The following is an 18,387-nucleotide window of genomic DNA, read 5'->3' as shown; positions in this document are numbered from 1 at the left end:
TTTCATTCAACAGGAAAAGGGACAGCGAGTAGCAACGTGCGGCAACACGAAGCCACCCGCCCACAGTGAACAGGCACTGTGAACCAAGGCTGCCCCACCCGTCGACGGGCACGGGGAGCCTACCAGATTTATGGAGGTTCGCGTGCAAGAAATTCGCTGCAGTCGCTGTAACAGACTGCTCGGAAAAGGTCAGTATGTTCGCATCGAGATCAAATGCCCTCGGTGCAAGTTCTTTAACAATTTGAGTGCCCCGAGCACCTTGAGCGCCAAGAGCGCCCACAAAGGTGCTCATCATGTACACACTACACAACCGTGACTGCTTGGCCGTGCTGGCCGAGCTACCCAGCAACAGCATAGACCTGGTCGCCACCGACCCACCCTACTTCCGGGTAAAGAAAGACGCCTGGGACAACCAGTGGGCCACCCAGGCCGACTTTATGCACTGGCTGGAGCACGTCGTAAAGGAATGTGCCAGAGTGCTGCGCCCTACCGGCAGCCTCTACCTGTTCGCAGGGCCAAAGCTGGCCGCCGCCACCGAAGCGCTTATTGCCAAACACATGGTGGTGGAAAACCACATCGTGTGGATCAAACCCACCGGCATGCATAAGCGCCAGTGCAAGGCCAGCCTGCGGCGCTACTTCCCCGCCACCGAGCGCATCATTTTTGCCACTCAGCGCGACTGCGCCGAGGCAAGCGCCCAGCACCGCGCCAACGCCGCCGCCTGCGAACCTATCATTCGCTACTTTCGCGAGGCATTGGCGGCCGCCGGTAAAACCCAAAGCGACATCAACCGCGCCCTGGGCAACCAAATGGCGGGCCACTGGTTCGGCCGATCCCAATGGCGCCTACCCACCGCCACCCAGTATGAAGCGCTTCAGGTGCTGCTTCCCGGCCACCTACCCCGCCCCCACACCGACCTGCAACAAGAGGTGCACCACCGCCTTAACACCGCCACCCAACCCGCGCGTCGGCCCTTCAACGCCGACCACCCCAACTGGTACACCGACGCCTGGGTATGCCCACCCGTGCAGCACTACCCCGGCAAACACCCCTGCGAAAAACCCCTCGCCATGATGGAACACATCATCACCGCCAGCAGCCGCCCCGGCGACACCGTGCTAGACCCCTTCATGGGCGGCGGCACCACCGGCATCGCCGCCGTGCGCAACGGCCGACGGTTTGTGGGGTGTGAATTTGATTCGGGTTACCATGCTATTGCGACGACCCGCATCAACAAAGGGAGAAAACTCAGATGAAGAGAGATATGGGGCTTGTAAGGAAAATCCTTTTGGCAGTAGAAGCAAACGAGCCACCTCTGGATGTTCCAGGCTTCGAGAAAGACTTGATCCTGTACAACATGCAATTAGTTATAGAAGCGGGCCTCGCAGAGGGTAGCGTCCAAAAAAACTTATCAAGCACGTCGCAATCGCCTTCAGCAGTGGTAATCCGAAAATTAACCTGGCAAGGCCATGAATTCATCGACTTAATGAAAAGAGAAGAAATCTGGTCGACTATCCAGCGAGAATTCAAAGAAGCTAGCTTCGCTACGATCATCAAGGTTGGTAAAGACCTTGCTGAGGGATGGGCCAAAAAACGAGTTAACCAGCTTCTAAACAACGATTAACCCGCCTGAATAACCGCCGATCAACTCTTTGGTCGGCAGCTACGTCCCACTGGCATAGCCCGCCCACACAGCTGGCTGTGCCGTATTGCTGGCCTATAGGAGTAGTTGCTTTGGAGAAAGAAGAGAAATTAACCAAAACTCTTGCAATGTTAACCTTGTTTGGTTAACATAAGAACTGAGATGGTCATATTGCGGATCACGTTAGTTAATTCAACCGAATAAAACTACATGGAGACCAACTCGGGAGGACTGGATGATGAACACACCCTATGGGAAAGAGATTAGAAAACTGCGCATAGATAAAGGTTTAACACTCAAAGCATTAGCTGATCAGTTAGGTGTAGCCTCTTCTTATGTGTCGGCTATTGAGAAAGGTAGGAAAAAACTAACTAACCCATTTGTAGAGAATGTTGTTAAAGCAATGTGCCTGAGCACAGACGAAGAAAAGCTTATTTGGGACGCAGCTTTTCAATCTCAGTCTGAGTTCACTATTGATGTTTCAAACAGCAATGAACAAGCACGCAGTGCGGTGGCAATGCTTGCAAGAAATTTCGGCTCATTGCCAGCAGAAAAGCTGGATCAAATTAGGAAGCTGGCAGCTGATGTAGATTAACAGGAGACAGACTATTGGCGATAAGAAAACGAGGTTACAGAGTTGAGCCACGCTCAATAAACGATATTAGATCGTTAGCAAATCAGGTAAGAGATCTGCTTCAGATATCGGGTGGCATAAATATGGCGAAACTCATTGAGTTTGTACTGCCAACGGCAATGCCTGATTTCGACTTTGATGTTCAAGAAGACAAAGTTATGCACGGCGACCATGCTAGGACTTATCCGGACTCAAACCTTATCGTCATTAGTGCTTCAACATATGACGGTGCCGTATCAGGTGTAGGTCGAGACAATTTCACGCTCGCACATGAGTTTGGACACCTCCTCTTACACCGCGGCATTGAGCCTAGTTTTGCGAGGTTAAGAGCGGCGAATGAACCAGTTTTCGTCGATTCAGAGTGGCAAGCAGATACTTTTGCCGCTGAATTTTTGATGCCGTATTCAGAGCTTGCTGGCAGACCAAACAGTCTTACGTCAGTTTGTAAGACATACAAGGTTTCTACCTCTGCTGCTGCACTACGGCTGAGGAAAATAAATGCGCCGGTGGTGCTTTAGGAGAGCACCATCGGCGCATTTAGTCACAAAAAGACGTGGGTAACGAAGTAACACACGATCTTCTAGGGGTGACTTTACTACGTTTGATATTTGGCGATATCGCGGCGTAGTGTAGTTCTAACCATTGGTTAGCGCAAGACCCCTAGTTAATACGCTACTTCAATTGATCGGCTGAAAAACTGCCGATGGGGTCTACTATGTCATCTAAAGACGAAGGCGAGTACATCTTCACAAAGACAATCCGCTTGAAAAACGGACGTGTGCTTCACGCTGCAAAGTATGGGAAAAAAGCATTCCGTATTCGAGTGAAGTCAAAAAAGAAGCGCTAAGTTAATTTTGGCGTAACGCATTAATCACGGGGAGGATTTCCTCCCCTAGCCGTCCTATTCACCCGAGCACTCATCCTTTTCCTCAACGGAGGTCGATGGCTCACTCTCAGATCAATGTCTAATTCCTCAAACTCAACATGTGTGGGGGACACCGCCTTCACCCGCAGCAGTTTCCCGTCTGCCACAATGGCCTCCCCTGACCTTCTCATAAGCAGCAACATAACGATCCTCCTTGATCAGTTGTAGTATAGAAGCCCCGCCCGAATTTGCCGCCTACCCAGGCGGCACATCAAACGCATCACCAATCGCTACCGGGTTTCCCGGCCGCTCAATCGGCGTGCAGCGCAGCGGCTCTGGCCAGCTGGGCTGCAGCAACGGCGCAAACTCCTCCACATCGGTCACCGCTGGCGACAGCCAGCGGTCAATAACCGTAGGGTCATTCGGTAAGAACAACGGCGTAGACTTGCTGTGAACATCAGCCAGCGCAGGGTGAGGCGGAAGCGTAATCACACTGCACGAGAGCACCTGCTGGCCCGTTTCAGGGTTTACCCACTCCCTATACAACCCACCCAGAGCAAAAGCCGTATGGCGTGGTTCTATGCGGTGGTAGCGCCTTGCTCCCTTCGCACCCTCACCCTCAATAATGTACGCGGCAGGAATCACACAGCGGCTGCTACGAAAAGGCTTAGCACCCGCACTGCCCGCAACGTTTAACTTATCCGAGCGCGTGTTAAAGCTCGTATAGCGGGAAGGCTTAAGCCCCTCTGAAGGGTTCAACAGCAACCACCACACCGCAGGCGACACCACCCGCCTACCGTCGCGCTCCAACACAATATCAATGCTAGCCGCAGGCCCAGAGCCAGGGTTATTCCGAAACGGATACTCCCCAAAATCCACCCGCAAAATCAACATCAACGCCCGAGTCAACGGCGAATCAATCACATTGCCAAGGTAGCCACACATTGGAGCAACCTCCATCACGACGAAGGCAGGGGGTCTGGCTCAATGCTTTCTATACGAATGCCATAGTCAAGTAGCTGACTTAGGTAACTGTGTTCTTGACGTCTGGGTGCGTCGGGTATCAAACGCTCCAAGAGCTCCTCACGGAGGTGCCCCCAACACTCACGAGCTATCTCTTCTTTCGTGAGTGGCTTTTCAGCCTCAATGACCAGCAAATAGGCGTCTGGCTTATTCTTATCCGAGAGCTGTACACGATACTCTTCCATTACAATTCCTTATGTCTGCTTCTTGGGGTGTTAAAAGCATAGCGGAATTGATGAGAGGTGTGCCAAAAGAAGCGCTAATCAGTGCCAAAAAGCGCGCGCGGTTACAGGAGTGAGCAAAACCCCAAAATGCGAGCATAAAAAAAGCCCCAGTCGTTAGACTGGGGCTTTTATGTATGGCGGAGAAGGAGGGATTCGAACCCTCGATGAAGCTATTAACCCCATACTCCCTTAGCAGGGGAGCGCCTTCAGCCACTCGGCCACCTCTCCGAATTGTTCCAACTTTCTGTTGGAGGTTCGTTGCTAAGGCCTTGTTTTCAAAAGCGTGTTAGCAACGAAACGCGCGGCATAATACCATACTGAGCGAAGAATCAAAGGCCTTTAGGCTAATTTCCCGCTATTCTTTATTACCGTCTTTCTCGCCTTGAATGCGGTCATAAATTTCTTCCCGGTGAACGGCGATATGCTTGGGTGCATTCACACCCAGACGCACTTGATTCCCCTTCACTCCCAATACAGTGACAGTCACTTCGTCACCGACCATGAGCGTCTCACCAATACGACGAGTCAGTATTAACATGTTGCTTTCTCCTATCCAGAGCCAGTATCCGTACCCCGTGCGTATCCGTATGCGCGCAGCAGTTCACGTCTCTGTTTCTACGATGTAGGCGCTTTATCTAGATCAAAAGCTGTATGGAGGGCCCTCACCGCCAGCTCTAGATATTTTTCATCAACGACCACCGAAATCTTAATTTCTGAAGTGGTGATCAGCTGAATGTTGATCGACTCTTCCGCCAAAGTTTTAAACATTTTACTTGCGATGCCAGCGTGTGAGCGCATTCCGACCCCCACGAGCGACACCTTGGCAATTTTATTGTCGGTTTTCACCTCTCGCGCACCCGTTTCTTCAACCAGCTTGCGGACAATTGCCTCTGTTTTCGCGACGTCATTTCGACCGACAGTAAAGGTCAGGTCAGTCGTATTGTCCTCGGCGACGTTTTGAACAATGACGTCCACCTCAATATTTGCGTCACTAACTGGCCCAAGTATCTGGTAGGCCAGGCCCGGTGTATCGGGTACACCGAGTACCGTAATCTTTGCTTCATCGCGCGTGAACGCGATACCCGAAATCGCCGGGTTTTCCATATCTGATTCTTCCTCAAGACTGATCAACGTACCCGGGCCGTCTTCAAAGGCGTGCAATACGCGCAACGGCACATTGTACTTACCTGCAAACTCAACGGCGCGAATTTGCAACACCTTCGAACCCAAGCTAGCCATTTCCAGCATCTCTTCGAAGGTAATGCGCTCAAGCCGACGCGCTTGGCTCTCTACCCTTGGGTCGGTGGTATAAACACCATCCACATCGGTATATATCTGGCATTCATCCGCCTTTAGCGCCGCCGCCAAGGCGACACCCGTGGTATCTGAGCCCCCTCTGCCGAGGGTGGTGATATTACCGCTCTCATCCACGCCCTGAAAGCCAGCCACCACAACCACGTTGCCACCAGCCAGGTCTTCGCGAATACGGTGATCATCAATTTCCCTGATCCGCGCCTTGGTATGGGCCTCGTCGGTGAGAATACGCACTTGGCTGCCCGTGTAGGACTTCGCCCCAACACCGAGCTCATGCAGCGCCATACACAACAATGAAATCGTGACTTGCTCGCCTGTTGCGACGAGAACATCCAACTCCCTTGGGGTGGGGTGCTCCTGCATGGCCTTGGCCATTTCAATCAAGCGGTTAGTCTCGCCACTCATGGCCGACACGACTACCACAACATCATCACCGCGACGCCGAAAGCCTGCAACTTTCTCTGCGACCGCCTTTATCCGGTCAACGGTGCCGACCGAAGTACCGCCAAATTTTTGAACAATCAGACTCATGTTTTCTATCTGCAAATGAACGCCCTGAGCGGAGGGCGCTCATTAAACACCAACTCAAGATTAAAGGAAACGGCAACTATGTCTCTATACGTGATTCACGTAATCTTTGACCGACTGCAAGGCAGCGGGTATCGCGGCAACATCGCTGCCGCCGCCCTGCGCCATATCTGGACGACCGCCGCCCTTGCCTCCGACTGCCGCCGCAGCTTGCTTCATAATATCGCCCGCTTTGCAGCGACCCGTGAGGTCTTTCGTTACGCCGGCGACCAGCGATACTTTTTCGCCCTCGCCACTGGCCAGCAGCACCACACCTGAGCCCAACTTGTTCTTCAGCTGGTCCATGCTATCGCGCAAGGTCTTCGCATCAGCGCCTTCTATATTAACGGCGAGGACGCTAATACCGTTGATCTCTTCCACCTCAGACAATAGATCGCGACTGCCCGCGGTTGCCAGCTTGGCCTTTAGACGCTCAAGTTCTTTTTGCTGTTCCCGGTGGCTAGTCAGCAGCTGTGCAAGTTTGGCATCAAAATTTTCAGGCGTACTTTTCAATGCCGCACAAGCAGACTGCAGACGGCTGCGATCGCGCCCCGCTTCATTTAGCGCTTCGGCTCCGGTTATCGCCTCAATTCGGCGCACACCGGCAGCAATGCCAGATTCCGCAACGATACGCATCACGCCAATATCGCCGGTGCGACGAACATGGGTGCCGCCACACAGCTCAACAGAGAAGTCGCCACCCATGCTCAATACGCGCACGGTATCGCCATACTTCTCGCCAAACAGCATCACCGCGCCCCGCTCTTTAGCAGAGTCGATATCGGTTTCCACGGTTTCAACCGCGGTATTTCGGCGAATCTCGTCATTCACCATCGCCTCTATTTTCTGCAACTGTTCCGCAGTTACCGCCTCACCGTGGGCAAAGTCAAAACGCAGGCGCTCGGCAGTTACCAGCGAGCCCTTTTGCGCTACATGCTCACCCAGTACCTTGCGCAATGCGGCGTGAAGCAAATGGGTTGCCGAGTGATTCAGCGCGGTAGATTGGCGAATACTGGCATCTACTTCGGCATCTACAGCTTGGCCGGCAACAACTGCTCCCGTCGCAACCACGCCAATATGTACAAAGTGATCACCAGCCTTCTGGGTATCGCGCACTTCTATGCGTAAGCCTTCCGCGCGAATAACACCGCAGTCCCCTGCCTGGCCACCGGACTCAGCATAGAAAGGCGTGCGATCCAGCACCACCAGAACATCATCACCCTCTGCAGCGCGCTCACAGGGCTGACCATCACGCAGCAGTGCAATAATCTTGGCGTTGTCGCTCAGCGACTGATAGCCAGTGAAGGTGGTGGCGCCGTCCACGTCTAACCGCAGGTCGGCATCCATTTTGAAATTCGATGCTGAGCGAGCACGCTGGCGCTGCGCCTCCATGGCCGCCTCAAACCCGTCCATATCCAACGTCAGGTCTTTCTCTCGGGCGATATCGGCGGTAAGGTCCACGGGGAAACCATAGGTATCGTATAAACGGAACACCGTTTCACCCGGGATTTGCTGCCCCTTAAGCTCACTCAGGTCTGCCTCGAGAATCTTCATTCCCTGGTCCAGTGTCTTCGCGAACTGCTCTTCTTCCTGGAGCAATGCTTTTTCAATCGCACCCTGCAATTCACGTAGCTCGGGGTAGGCACTGCCCATTTCAACTGCCAGGGCATCAACCAGTTTGTAAAAGAAGGGCTCGGTCGCACCAAGCTTGTTGCCGTGACGCACTGCACGGCGAATTATCCGGCGCAACACATAGCCGCGCCCTTCGTTGGACGGCAGTACACCATCGGCAATCAAAAACGCGCAGGAGCGGATATGGTCAGCAATAACACGCAACGAGGTGTGTTGACGGTCATCAACACCCAGCACCCTGGCCGTCGCGGCAATGAGGTTGTCGAACAGGTCTATCTCGTAATTGCTGTGAACACCCTGCATCACCGCAGATATGCGCTCCAGCCCCATGCCGGTGTCTACTGATGGCGCAGGCAGCTCAGTCATGGTGCCATCGGCATCGCGATTGAACTGCATGAATACGTTGTTCCAGATTTCGATGTAGCGGTCGCCGTCCTCATCCGGGCTCCCCGGAGGACCACCAGCTACATCTTCACCGTGGTCATAAAAAATTTCTGTACAGGGCCCACAGGGACCTGTGTCACCCATCGACCAGAAGTTATCCGAGGCATATTTGGCGCCCTTGTTGTCGCCGATACGCACCATGCGCTCAGCCGGAACACCAACCTCTTCATTCCATATTTTGTAGGCTTCATCATCGTCGGCATAGACCGTTACCCACAGGCGTGAGCTATCGATATTCAACCACTCTTTCGACGTTAAGAATTCCCACGCAAAGAGAATGGCATCGCGTTTGAAATAGTCGCCAAAGCTAAAATTCCCCAGCATTTCGAAGAAGGTATGGTGACGAGCGGTGTAGCCGACATTCTCCAAATCATTGTGCTTACCCCCGGCGCGAACACAACGCTGACTGCTGACCGCGCGGCTGTAATTGCGTTTATCGCGACCGAGGAACACGTCTTTAAATTGCACCATCCCCGCATTCGTAAAAAGCAACGTAGGGTCATTACCGGGTACCAGCGAACTACTGGCCACCGGGGTGTGTCCCTTGCTTTCAAAGTAGCGAATAAAGGCATCGCGGATAGCAGCGCTTTTCATGAACACGGTCTCACTCTGGGGTCTACATAACGACAAACGCCGGAAGACAGCTTCCGGCGGGAAGGAAAAAGTATAGCGAAATCAGCAGGCGATGTATGCGCCAACGCCTGCGACAACGGGTGAATTAGCCAAGTTTTTCATCAGCAGTCAGTGGTCGCGCCTCTGACTCCAGCATTACCGGAATACCGTCGCGCACCGGGTACGCCAAACCGCTGGCGCGGCACACCAGCTCATTGCGCTCAGCGTCGAACTCGACTGGCGCTTTGCTCACCGGGCAAACCAAGATTTCCAACAACTTTTTATCAATCATTCTCAACACTCTAAATCAAAACAACAACGCAGCCCAGGGTGCGCTCATTCACTGACGGGCGCCAGCTCACTGGGCATCGGCCCTACCAATAGCGCTGGATCTAAACGCTGACCATGCCAGTTCATGCGCCAGTCAAGATGCGGCCCTGTCGCCCGCCCCGTTGCACCTACTTCGGCGATGGGCTGCCCAGTCTCCACCTCTTGCCCAGGCGCAACCAAAATTTTACTCAGATGGATGAACGTGGAAGAGATGCCCTGGCCGTGGTCGATGATCAGGGTTCCCCCCGAGTAAAACATATCGTTGTGAACCAGCGTCACCACGCCGCTGTTGGGCGCGATAACAGTTGTCCCCACGGGTCTCGCCACGTCCACACCATAGTGTGGTCGACCGGGGGTGCCATTATAGACACGCTGACTCCCGAAAACACCAGTGATGGGGCCAATTAGCGGCCATTGATAGGTATTTAAAAAATCCTGCCGGTCTTCACTGCGCCGGCGCGCCTTACCCACCATAGCGGATTCCTGACGAATACGCGCCAGCACCTCTGCCGGCGGTGTCACGGTTTTCTGAGGGACCCCATTTACCCGCTGCACGACGTATTCGCGCTGCGCTATCGCAAGCTCCTGGCTGGCACAGTCGCCGTCGTGGCACACGCGCAACGTCATTACTGCGGGCGCATCCCGATCAAAACCGGCAACAAATACGCCATTTTCGGCCACTTTCACCGAGTGCTCTCCGAGCTCCACCCGGCTGCCAGGTGCCACTTTGCCGTGGATAAGCCCGCCCTGTATCAACTGCCCCTGCAGCTCAACAGCCCCGGCCTGCACCGACAATAGCGCGCCTATGAAGAGTATTAACGTGCGCATATTCCCTCCTAACAATTCCTGCCTCACACCATATCGCGATATTATGAGCGATTCAGCATCTCGCTTAAGGTTTTGACAACAAATGAGTCGCTATCGTCCGCCCCGTCAACGAGGCTCTCGGTACATCACCCCCGAGGGCGAGCGCGCCCTTCGTGAAGAGCTGCGTCAACTGTGGAAGGTAGAGCGCCCACAAGTCACCCAAACCGTGCACGAGGCGGCAAAGAATGGCGATCGCTCGGAAAATGGCGACTATATCTACGGCAAAAAGCGGTTGCGGGAAATCGACAGCCGGGTGCGCTTTCTCAGCAAACGGCTCGATGAACTCACTGTGGTCGACGAATTCCCCAGCGACCGAGAACGGGTCTTCTTCGGCGCATGGGTGTCCGTAGAGGATGAAGACGGTAACGAAAGCCATTACCGTATTGTTGGCCCGGATGAGTTTGATGTCAGCAATGGCAAACTTTCCATGGACTCGCCGCTGGCGAAAGCCTTGCTTGGCAAGCGAGTAGATGATGAAATTTCCGTCACAACGCCAACCGGCGAAAAGCTTTATTATATTACCGCCATTCAATACGGGCATTCTCCGCGCTGAGTCGTACACATCAACCGAGGCACATTCGCAATGCTGACACTTTCACTCTTCTGGGCATGGTTTAGCTGGAACGCCTACCACCCCTGGAAAGGTAAACCTGAATTCATGGGCATCGTCAGCTTCATTTTTGGCATGTTAGCGGGCGAACTCGGTCTGCATATCATAGCCATCAATGTGCTGCTTACGGCAGGGATTGTGTTATTCGGCGAACTCGACGGCCTCGCCGATAGCCTCGGACTGCTGATCGCCATGGCAAGCTGGCTTAGCTTGGGTTTGTTTTACTTCAGGGCGCGAAATAATGAGGCAATTATGCGTGCGGCTGTTTGCGAAGCGCTGGAGACTGACGATTATCCGCAGACTCCCGATAACCTGCACTACACCCCCGACAGCGACCGCTTGCTAAAACCCTTCGCGTTCCGCCACCCGCGGGTCGAGCGTTTGAAGGATATTCCCTATTGCGATGTTAATGGCCGCAAGCTTCATGTCGATATCTATCGCCGCCGGGATTGCCCCAAAAATGCACCGGTACTGCTACAAATACACGGCGGCGCATGGATGCAAAACCTGGGCAGCAAAGAGCAGCAGGCCCTGCCACTGATGACACAGCTGGCCGAAAACGGCTGGATTTGCGTTGCCGTTCAATATCGCCTGAGTCCGGCGGCAACCTTCCCCGACCATATTATCGACTGCAAACGCGCGCTGGTCTGGACCAAAGATCACATCGCCGACTACGGTGGTGATCCCGACTTTATCGTTGCCACAGGCGGCTCTGCTGGTGGTCATTTAAGTAGTCTGTTAGCACTGAGTGCTAACGCCGCCGAGTTTCAGCCGGGCTTTGAAGAGCGCGACACTCAGGTGCAAGCCTGCATCCCGTTTTACGGGGTCTATGATTTTCTGAACAGCAAGGCACAGCGGCACAACGAAGGTTTAGAACAATGGCTGGCTGAGCGCGTGATTAAGAAGACGCGTAGCGAGGGCGGCGAACTGTGGCGCAGCGCCTCACCCGTGTCATGGATACATGAAGATGCACCACCCTTTCTTATTATTCACGGCGAAGCGGACACACTTGTACCGGTGAAAGAGTCGCGTGAGCTCTATGCAGAGTTGAAGGCCAGCTCGAAAAACCCCGTGGCCTACGCCGAACTGCCCGATGCTCAGCACGCCTTCGACTTGGTGATCTCGCTGCGAAGCCAAATTGTGGTCAATGCCCTCTGCGACTATTGCCACTGCCTTCACCAGCGCTACCTGGCGCAAGCCGAAAAGACGACCGCAGCGCTCAGCGATGAAACCAGCCCGGCGTAAACCGGGCTTTAGCGCGAGCCCCTAAAACGGGTTCCAGCTGGCTTTTTTGCTGTACTGCAAATACCCAACATTGGCGCCACTACGCAGACCAACACCCGTGCGGATAGGCGCCAATACGATGTCGCCACTGCGCTGGTAATTCACCCCGACACCGGCCGCAACATATATACTCCCTTCCACGCCCGGGAAGCGCTGATACAAACGCTCGACGTCGTCAAGCTGATAAACCAGCGTAAAAACCTTGGAGGCATTTGCCCCGAGATCAAATCCGATGGAAGGCCCCTGCCAAAATATCGCGCGCACCTCCCCACCAAGGGTTTGCAATTCACCGCGGCCGTAGCGCACACCAACCCCCAGCGCTGCAGAGACCTCTTCGCCAACAATAATGGCGTTGGGCTCACCTTGTTCGGCAAAAACCTTTTCGACCGCCTTTGCCAACCCCTCGGTTGTTTCGCCGAAAAACAACCCGGCTTTTTCCATTACCTGCTCGCGACTGAAGCCCTTGGTGGACTCTTCCGCATGGGCACCCGCCAGCGTTGACAGCATGACAACCAACGCAGCAAATACACCCCTGCTCCACCGCATTATCTGTTTCATACGACCTCCTCTTAGGCGCCTATCAAGGGCCCTGTCTTGCCGCCGGCGGCTATTACCGACAACGTTGTTTATATCTCACTGGGCGGCAGGCGCTCAAGCAACGTCCTCCAACAGCCCTCATACTTCAGCAACAAGGCGTGCAGTTTTAGCAGCGCAGCGACGCTGATAGCATCGGTAATCTCACCGGAAAGCGCCATGTCTATTACCTCGGTCAAGGGTAGACGCCGGATTTCAAGCTCCTCGCAGGGCTCCGGCGCGCTTTCGCCAGGCCTTAGGCCCCGCGCAACATAAAGCTCTGCCACTTCATCGGTGCAGGAATTACTGGTGTGCAGCGTCATCAATGGGTACAACGCCGCCGCACGCAGGCCGGTCTCTTCAGCCAGCTCGCGCAGCGCTGCCGCCGGCGCGGAGCTGCCGAGAGGGCAACCGCCCTCAGGTATCTCCCAACTGTAAGCTTGCAGCGGATAGCGATATTGACCCACCAACCAGGTGTAGCCCTGCTCATCTACCGGTATCACGCCCACCGCGCGGTTCTTAAAGCAAACTTTCCCGTAGATGCCCGGCGTGTTTCCCGGCGTAGTCACCTCGTGATGCTCAAGCCGCAGCCACGGATTCTCGTAGACATTCTTACTGTGATGCAGCCGCCAGGGCCCAATGATCACTGACTGTTTTTTATCTCTCACGACGACTCGCTTAGCAGGGGGTGTATTCGGCGCTGAAACGATGGCAGTAGCTGCTCATCAAACCAAGGATTTTGCTTAAACCAACGGATATTTCTTGGCGAGGGATGCGGAAGACTGATAAATCGCCCGTCTAGCGATTGGTTTCGCACGCGCTCGGTGAGGTTTTTCTCGTCATCACCGGCATAGCGTTTCTGAGCATACTGGCCGATCAACAGCACAACCTCTATTTGCGGCATCTGCTGCAATAGGCGCTCATGCCATGTTGGCGCGCACTCGGGGCGAGGCGGCAAATCGCCACTCTTGCCCTTGCCGGGGTAACAAAAGCCCATCGGCAGAATACCGAGGCGCGCGTCGCGATAGAATTGCTCTCGATCGATATTTAACCAGCCGCGAAGGCGATCACCTGAAGGGTCATCCCAGGGCAGCCCGCTATTGTGCACTTTTAGCCCCGGGGCCTGCCCGATAATAAGAATTCGAGCCTCTGGCGCGACCCGCAGAACCGGGCGCGGACCAAGAGGCAGCGCCGATTCACAAAGGCGGCATGCCGCTACTTCATTAAGTAACTGTTGAAGGTTCTCCATAGCCGCATTTTGCAGTCGAATGCATATGGCGGCAAGGGAACAGCATTAGCTAGGGTGCCGCAATATCCAACGCGTCCAGGGTCTCGACTGACAAACGGCCTGTCGCCAATCCCTTCTCCTGCTGAAAACTGTGAATAGCGGTACGTGTGCGTTTACCGAGAATGCCATCGGCATAGCCCGCATCAAAGCCGCGCTCGTTCAGGGCTCGCTGAACATTGCGAATTCTGGCTTCACTTGCGTCGCGTTTGCACAGAATTTGCCGCCACACCAAGGTCTCATCGGCAATTTTTTCACGATAGCTGTAGCGCTCATACACCGCAGGTACCTTAATGCGCTTGACCTTTGCCGGCTCGACAACGTGCTGCACGCGCACCGTTTTGGTTGTTGCAGGCACCTTCACCTCAATGGTGTGTTCTGGCTTGTCGATTACCCGCTTTTTCACCGTCTCGAAAACGGCGGGCTCAACAACGCGGCGGTACACGGCTGGGCGCTTCAACACCTGGCGCTCGACTCGGCGGTACCTGGCAGGCACCTCCACCAAGTGGAGAATCTCGCCGCTGTCTTCATCAATCTTTTCTACCGCACCGCGCCCCGGGCGCCACACCGACTCTGCCGGCTTGCTCAGAATTTTCTCTGTTACTGTCTCGTATACAGCCTCAGACACCAATTCTTGGCGAACCCTGGCGGGAAGCACCTGCGTCTTTTCTTCAACCCATTTATAGGTCGCAGGAACCACCTTTAATTGCGTGTAGGCCTCGCTCACCACAACCTGTTCTTCGCGCCACTCCGTTTTGGCGGGCTGCATCTCCAGTTTTTCACTGGACTCCTTCACCACCCGAGTGGCTTCGCGATCAATAAATTTTGGCGGCAACAGCATTCGAGCATAACAAGCGCCCGTCTGTGCATCGGGCGGCATTGCCGATAGCGCGCTACCACCGTCTCGTGCCTTGAGCTTTTCAATCTGGATCAACGCATCTGCCAGCGCGGTTTCCAGAGAGGCAACACGCTGGCCACCTTGCTCGACGGGTGTGCGGCCACCCCGGTAGTTCGGGGCCATCACACAGGCACTGCAAACAGCGGCGATCAATACGGCAAGCGTGGCACTGCGAATCACTCTATTCTCCTATTGACTAGGGCCCACACACCTAACGAGCGAGCTATGTTTACCGCATTTTATAACGAATTTATTTAGCTTATCGACCGCAATTTCCACAATTCGCTAAACCACACAATAAACCGCCTGAATGCGGCGATCTCCAAGGAAAATATCGCAGCTGGCGGCAATAATGCCGGGGAAATTTCAACCACAATATGCTTTAATGAGCGCGCTTTTTTTGAACGCAGGCGCCTTGCAATAATGACCCACTCTCTCAAGCAACTTAGTGACTCAGGTGAATTTCAACAGCGGCACATCGGCCCCAACGAAGAGCAAGTTCGCGCTATGCTCAACAGCTTGGGCAGCAGCTCGCTAGAGACATTAATCAGCGAAACTGTTCCCGCCTCCATCTTGCGTGACTCACTGCCGCTACCCGACGGGGTCAGCGAACAAGATGCACTCAATGAGTTGGCCAGTATTGCCGCCAAGAACACGATTGCCCGTTCTTATATTGGTATGGGCTACTACGACACCCATACTCCCAAGGTCATTCTGCGCAACGTACTGGAAAACCCGGGTTGGTACACCGCGTACACACCCTACCAGCCGGAGATCGCACAAGGGCGCCTAGAGGCGTTGCTGAATTTCCAACAAATGGTGATCGACCTCACCGGACTGGATCTCGCCAACGCATCGCTGCTGGACGAAGCTACCGCTGCCGCGGAAGCCATGGCGATGTGCAAACGCGCTGCGCGGAAAAACAAAAGTGATGTATTTTTCGTCGACCAACACTGCCACCCACAAACTATCGCGGTACTTAAAACGCGCGCCGACGCGCTCGGCCTCGAAATCGTCGTCGGCGACGCCTTTAGCGATCTGGAAGCGCAGCCCTGCTTCGGCGTGCTAGTTCAATACCCACAGACAGGTGGTGAAATTCGTGACTTGCGGGGACTTTGCCAGCTCGCGCAGGAGAAAGACTGCCTTAGCGTGGTCGCTGCCGACCTTCTCAGCCTGATGCTACTCACACCCCCAGGCGAACAGGGTGCCGATATTGTCGTTGGCAGCGCTCAGCGCTTTGGCGTCCCCATGGGCTTTGGCGGCCCCCACGCAGCCTTCTTTGCAACCAAAGACAAGCATAAGCGCTCCGTACCTGGCCGCATCATTGGTGTGTCGGTAGACAGTCGCGGTAAACCGGCACTGCGCATGGCCATGCAAACCCGCGAGCAACATATCCGCCGCGAAAAGGCCACTTCCAATATCTGCACCTCGCAGGCACTGCTGGCCATTATGGCGGTGTTTTACGCCATTTATCATGGTCCTGAGGGACTTCGCCGGATCGCACTTCGCGTCAATCGCTCTACCGCCATACTCGCATCGGGCCTCAAGCAGCTCGGCTTCGACTGCAACACCCATTTTTTCGACACGCTAACGGTCGCCTGTGGCGAGCGCAGCAGTGAGTTGGCCGACAAAGCTGAGGCACTGGGCCTTAACTTCCGGCGCAACCGCGACAGCCTCGGCATCAGCCTGGATGAAACCACTCGCGGTGAAGATATCGAGCAAATTTGGTCAGTATTTGCAGCAGACCAAGCACTACCCAGCGTAGCGGATATCGACAGTCAGCTCGGCGAATTGCCGGGAATACCGGCGGATATGCAACGCCACACCAGCGTTCTTGAGCACCCGGTCTTTAATAGCTACCACTCCGAAACGGAAATGCTGCGCTATATGAGCCGCCTGGAGCGCAAGGACATTGCACTTAACCACTCAATGATCGCCCTCGGCTCCTGCACTATGAAACTCAATGCCAGCAGCGAGATGATCCCGGTTACCTGGCCTGAGCTGGGGCGCATTCACCCCTTTGCCCCCGCAAATCAGATAACGGGCTACCTGCAGCTGGTTGATGAATTAGAAAAACAACTGGTGGAATGCACAGGCTACGACAAGTTTTCCATGCAGCCGAATGCGGGCTCTCAAGGCGAATATGCCGGACTGCTTGCCATCCGCCGCTACCATGAAAGCCGCGGCGATGCGCAGCGCGACATCTGCCTGATCCCGAGCTCAGCACACGGCACGAACCCCGCGTCAGCAGCGATGGCAAGTATGCGTGTGGTGATCGTCAACTGCGATGAACTGGGCAATGTTGATGTCGCGGATTTGCGGCAAAAAGCCGAGCAACACCGCGACGAGCTCGCCGCACTGATGGTGACCTACCCCTCTACTCACGGCGTTTTCGAAGAAGGCATTCGCGAAATTTGCGACATCGTTCACGAGCACGGTGGCCAGGTTTACGTGGACGGCGCCAATATGAATGCCCTGGTCGGCCTTGCCGCTCCAGGCCATTTTGGTGCCGACGTATCGCACCTCAATCTACACAAGACCTTTTGTATTCCCCACGGTGGTGGCGGCCCAGGCATGGGACCTATCGGTGTTAAAGCCCACTTGGCTCCCTTTCTGCCCAATCACCCTGTACAGCCGATTGATGGCCTGGATAGCGAAAACGACACTGTATCGGCAGCCACCTACGGCAGCGCCAGCATCCTGCCTATCTCCTGGATGTATATCCGCATGATGGGCGGCGCCGGACTTCGCCGCGCCACGGAAGTTGCGATTCTTAACGCCAACTACATGGCCAAGCGCCTGGCTGACCACTACCCCATCCTTTATACGGGCAAACGCGGTCGCGTCGCCCACGAGTGCATTATCGACCTGCGCCCCTTAAAAGAAAGCAGTGGCATCAGCGAAGAAGACGTTGCAAAACGTTTAATGGATTATGGTTTTCACGCCCCAACCATGTCCTTCCCGGTGCCCGGCACACTCATGATCGAGCCGACTGAAAGCGAAGCCAAGGCCGAACTCGATCGCTTCTGCGATGCCATGATTCACATTCGCAAGGAAATTGCGCGCGTGGAAGCCGGCCAGCTTCCCGCTGACGACAACCCTCTCGTTAATGCACCGCACACGCAAGCCGATATCATCAGCAGTGACTGGGCGCGCGCCTACAGTCGCGAAGAAGCCGCATGGCCCGTTAACGACTTGAGAGAGTCGAAGTATTGGCCAACGGTCAATCGTATCGACAATGTCTACGGCGACCGCAACTTGATCTGCTCCTGCCCGCCGGTAGAGAGCTATCGATAAACCCCTTCCTCGCCCCACTCAAAAAGCCAAGAGTGGGGCGAACTCCCCATACCCACTCTCTGCAATACCGCGATAGGACGAGCCAAAACCACACACGGTAAGGCAAACTCTCCATCAGCTTGCGACATTGCCTAAAATCGCTTTTGTAACAGCGACATAGCAGTCGTTTAGCCCTAAAATAGCGCCAATCAAGAGTCTAAACGTGCATAGGTCACAGAAATTTTTGGCCTTTTTGCTCTAACATCTCACTTTAGAGGTGACGACTGTTGTTTTTACCTACAACATC

General features: G+C 54.6%; 19 protein-coding genes and 1 tRNA gene. 8 read left to right on the top strand and 12 right to left on the bottom strand.

Features of this window, described 5'->3' with window-relative positions:
• Window positions 1-130: 130 nt before the first annotated feature.
• From B3K78_RS16875 to B3K78_RS07645, 5 genes are all read left to right on the top strand, one after another.
• Window positions 131-316 carry a Com family DNA-binding transcriptional regulator gene (locus B3K78_RS16875; RefSeq protein ID WP_414711286.1) on the top strand — a complete coding sequence of 62 codons (186 nt, stop codon included), beginning with the start codon at window positions 131-133 and terminating at the stop codon, window positions 314-316.
• Window positions 294-1,256 (top strand): DNA-methyltransferase, encoded by a 963-nt coding sequence (locus B3K78_RS07660; RefSeq protein WP_286694966.1) that lies wholly within the window; start codon window positions 294-296, stop codon window positions 1,254-1,256. The genes B3K78_RS16875 and B3K78_RS07660 overlap by 23 nt, the downstream gene beginning before the upstream one ends.
• Window positions 1,253-1,624, top strand: coding sequence for a DUF2513 domain-containing protein (locus B3K78_RS07655; RefSeq protein ID WP_286694965.1), 372 nt, complete (start codon window positions 1,253-1,255; stop codon window positions 1,622-1,624). Before B3K78_RS07660 ends, B3K78_RS07655 begins: the two co-directional genes overlap by 4 nt.
• A 253-nt stretch (window positions 1,625-1,877) precedes the next feature.
• A complete protein-coding gene (locus B3K78_RS07650; RefSeq protein WP_286694964.1) occupies window positions 1,878-2,237 on the top strand; it encodes a helix-turn-helix domain-containing protein in 360 nt (119 codons plus the stop codon).
• A gap of 122 nt (window positions 2,238-2,359) precedes the next feature.
• Window positions 2,360-2,794 carry an ImmA/IrrE family metallo-endopeptidase gene (locus B3K78_RS07645; protein WP_286694963.1) on the top strand — a complete coding sequence of 145 codons (435 nt, stop codon included), beginning with the start codon at window positions 2,360-2,362 and terminating at the stop codon, window positions 2,792-2,794.
• A gap of 602 nt (window positions 2,795-3,396) precedes the next feature.
• Here B3K78_RS07645 and B3K78_RS07640 read toward each other — a convergent pair.
• The 8 genes from B3K78_RS07640 to B3K78_RS07605 all read right to left on the bottom strand — a co-directional run bounded on the left by B3K78_RS07640 (window position 3,397) and on the right by B3K78_RS07605 (window position 10,115).
• Window positions 3,397-4,086: an SOS response-associated peptidase family protein gene (locus tag B3K78_RS07640; RefSeq protein ID WP_286694962.1), complete on the bottom strand. Its 690-nt coding sequence runs from the start codon at window positions 4,084-4,086 to the stop codon at window positions 3,397-3,399.
• A 14-nt stretch (window positions 4,087-4,100) separates the two neighbouring features.
• Window positions 4,101-4,349 carry a hypothetical protein gene (locus B3K78_RS07635; RefSeq protein ID WP_286694961.1) on the bottom strand — a complete coding sequence of 83 codons (249 nt, stop codon included), beginning with the start codon at window positions 4,347-4,349 and terminating at the stop codon, window positions 4,101-4,103.
• Between the two features lie 174 nt (window positions 4,350-4,523).
• A tRNA-Ser gene (locus B3K78_RS07630) sits at window positions 4,524-4,616 on the bottom strand.
• 127 nt (window positions 4,617-4,743) lie between these two features.
• Complete coding sequence (gene csrA, locus B3K78_RS07625; protein ID WP_027872724.1) at window positions 4,744-4,926, bottom strand: carbon storage regulator CsrA; 183 nt, start codon at window positions 4,924-4,926, stop codon at window positions 4,744-4,746.
• A 77-nt stretch (window positions 4,927-5,003) separates the two neighbouring features.
• The gene (locus B3K78_RS07620; RefSeq protein ID WP_204995618.1) at window positions 5,004-6,233 is read right to left on the bottom strand and encodes an aspartate kinase; all 1,230 of its coding nucleotides are present in this window, start codon (window positions 6,231-6,233) and stop codon (window positions 5,004-5,006) included.
• 84 nt (window positions 6,234-6,317) lie between these two features.
• Window positions 6,318-8,939 carry an alanine--tRNA ligase gene (alaS, locus tag B3K78_RS07615; RefSeq protein ID WP_286694960.1) on the bottom strand — a complete coding sequence of 874 codons (2,622 nt, stop codon included), beginning with the start codon at window positions 8,937-8,939 and terminating at the stop codon, window positions 6,318-6,320.
• A gap of 124 nt (window positions 8,940-9,063) precedes the next feature.
• A complete protein-coding gene (locus tag B3K78_RS07610; RefSeq protein ID WP_027872727.1) occupies window positions 9,064-9,249 on the bottom strand; it encodes a Trm112 family protein in 186 nt (61 codons plus the stop codon).
• 44 nt (window positions 9,250-9,293) lie between these two features.
• Window positions 9,294-10,115, bottom strand: a complete 822-nt coding sequence (locus B3K78_RS07605) for a M23 family metallopeptidase (protein ID WP_286694959.1) — start codon at window positions 10,113-10,115, stop codon at window positions 9,294-9,296.
• An 82-nt stretch (window positions 10,116-10,197) separates the two neighbouring features.
• On the opposite strand from B3K78_RS07605, the gene greB reads away from it, so the two are divergent.
• On the top strand, window positions 10,198-10,707 hold the full coding sequence (greB, locus tag B3K78_RS07600; protein WP_286694958.1) for a transcription elongation factor GreB: 510 nt from the start codon (window positions 10,198-10,200) through the stop codon (window positions 10,705-10,707).
• A gap of 30 nt (window positions 10,708-10,737) precedes the next feature.
• Window positions 10,738-12,009 (top strand): alpha/beta hydrolase, encoded by a 1,272-nt coding sequence (locus B3K78_RS07595; RefSeq protein ID WP_286694957.1) that lies wholly within the window; start codon window positions 10,738-10,740, stop codon window positions 12,007-12,009.
• 21 nt (window positions 12,010-12,030) lie between these two features.
• Here the strand turns inward: B3K78_RS07595 and B3K78_RS07590 are convergent, their stop codons facing one another.
• The 4 genes from B3K78_RS07590 to B3K78_RS07575 form a co-directional block, all read right to left on the bottom strand.
• Complete coding sequence (locus B3K78_RS07590) at window positions 12,031-12,606, bottom strand: DUF1134 domain-containing protein (protein WP_286694956.1); 576 nt, start codon at window positions 12,604-12,606, stop codon at window positions 12,031-12,033.
• Window positions 12,607-12,674: 68 nt separating this feature from the next.
• Entirely contained in the window at window positions 12,675-13,289 is a 615-nt protein-coding gene (locus B3K78_RS07585; protein WP_286694955.1) for an NUDIX domain-containing protein, read from the bottom strand.
• Window positions 13,286-13,870 carry a uracil-DNA glycosylase family protein gene (locus B3K78_RS07580; protein ID WP_286694954.1) on the bottom strand — a complete coding sequence of 195 codons (585 nt, stop codon included), beginning with the start codon at window positions 13,868-13,870 and terminating at the stop codon, window positions 13,286-13,288. Before B3K78_RS07580 ends, B3K78_RS07585 begins: the two co-directional genes overlap by 4 nt.
• Window positions 13,871-13,919: 49 nt before the next feature.
• A complete protein-coding gene (locus B3K78_RS07575; protein WP_286694953.1) occupies window positions 13,920-14,984 on the bottom strand; it encodes a peptidoglycan-binding domain-containing protein in 1,065 nt (354 codons plus the stop codon).
• Between the two features lie 243 nt (window positions 14,985-15,227).
• Between B3K78_RS07575 and gcvP the strand changes: the two genes are divergently transcribed.
• The gene (gene gcvP / locus B3K78_RS07570; RefSeq protein WP_286694952.1) at window positions 15,228-18,101 is read left to right on the top strand and encodes an aminomethyl-transferring glycine dehydrogenase; all 2,874 of its coding nucleotides are present in this window, start codon (window positions 15,228-15,230) and stop codon (window positions 18,099-18,101) included.
• The last annotated feature ends 286 nt before the right edge of the window (window positions 18,102-18,387 follow it).

This window comes from Spongiibacter sp. UBA1325, from assembly GCF_002306875.1.
Classification (GTDB): domain Bacteria; phylum Pseudomonadota; class Gammaproteobacteria; order Pseudomonadales; family Spongiibacteraceae; genus Spongiibacter; species Spongiibacter marinus.
Note: the sequence above shows the minus strand (reverse complement) of the source record. Positions and strands in the feature narration are given on the sequence as shown.

Coding starts and splice junctions, on each gene's coding strand:
- B3K78_RS16875 (WP_414711286.1), top strand. CDS start 131: ATGGAGGTTCGCGTGCAAGAAATTCGCTGCAGTCGCTGTAACAGACTG.
- B3K78_RS07660 (WP_286694966.1), top strand. CDS start 294: ATGTACACACTACACAACCGTGACTGCTTGGCCGTGCTGGCCGAGCTA.
- B3K78_RS07655 (WP_286694965.1), top strand. CDS start 1,253: ATGAAGAGAGATATGGGGCTTGTAAGGAAAATCCTTTTGGCAGTAGAA.
- B3K78_RS07650 (WP_286694964.1), top strand. CDS start 1,878: ATGATGAACACACCCTATGGGAAAGAGATTAGAAAACTGCGCATAGAT.
- B3K78_RS07645 (WP_286694963.1), top strand. CDS start 2,360: ATGGCGAAACTCATTGAGTTTGTACTGCCAACGGCAATGCCTGATTTC.
- B3K78_RS07640 (WP_286694962.1), bottom strand. CDS start 4,086: ATGTGTGGCTACCTTGGCAATGTGATTGATTCGCCGTTGACTCGGGCG.
- B3K78_RS07635 (WP_286694961.1), bottom strand. CDS start 4,349: ATGGAAGAGTATCGTGTACAGCTCTCGGATAAGAATAAGCCAGACGCC.
- csrA (WP_027872724.1), bottom strand. CDS start 4,926: ATGTTAATACTGACTCGTCGTATTGGTGAGACGCTCATGGTCGGTGAC.
- B3K78_RS07620 (WP_204995618.1), bottom strand. CDS start 6,233: ATGAGTCTGATTGTTCAAAAATTTGGCGGTACTTCGGTCGGCACCGTT.
- alaS (WP_286694960.1), bottom strand. CDS start 8,939: ATGAAAAGCGCTGCTATCCGCGATGCCTTTATTCGCTACTTTGAAAGC.
- B3K78_RS07610 (WP_027872727.1), bottom strand. CDS start 9,249: ATGATTGATAAAAAGTTGTTGGAAATCTTGGTTTGCCCGGTGAGCAAA.
- B3K78_RS07605 (WP_286694959.1), bottom strand. CDS start 10,115: ATGCGCACGTTAATACTCTTCATAGGCGCGCTATTGTCGGTGCAGGCC.
- greB (WP_286694958.1), top strand. CDS start 10,198: ATGAGTCGCTATCGTCCGCCCCGTCAACGAGGCTCTCGGTACATCACC.
- B3K78_RS07595 (WP_286694957.1), top strand. CDS start 10,738: ATGCTGACACTTTCACTCTTCTGGGCATGGTTTAGCTGGAACGCCTAC.
- B3K78_RS07590 (WP_286694956.1), bottom strand. CDS start 12,606: ATGAAACAGATAATGCGGTGGAGCAGGGGTGTATTTGCTGCGTTGGTT.
- B3K78_RS07580 (WP_286694954.1), bottom strand. CDS start 13,870: ATGGAGAACCTTCAACAGTTACTTAATGAAGTAGCGGCATGCCGCCTT.
- gcvP (WP_286694952.1), top strand. CDS start 15,228: ATGACCCACTCTCTCAAGCAACTTAGTGACTCAGGTGAATTTCAACAG.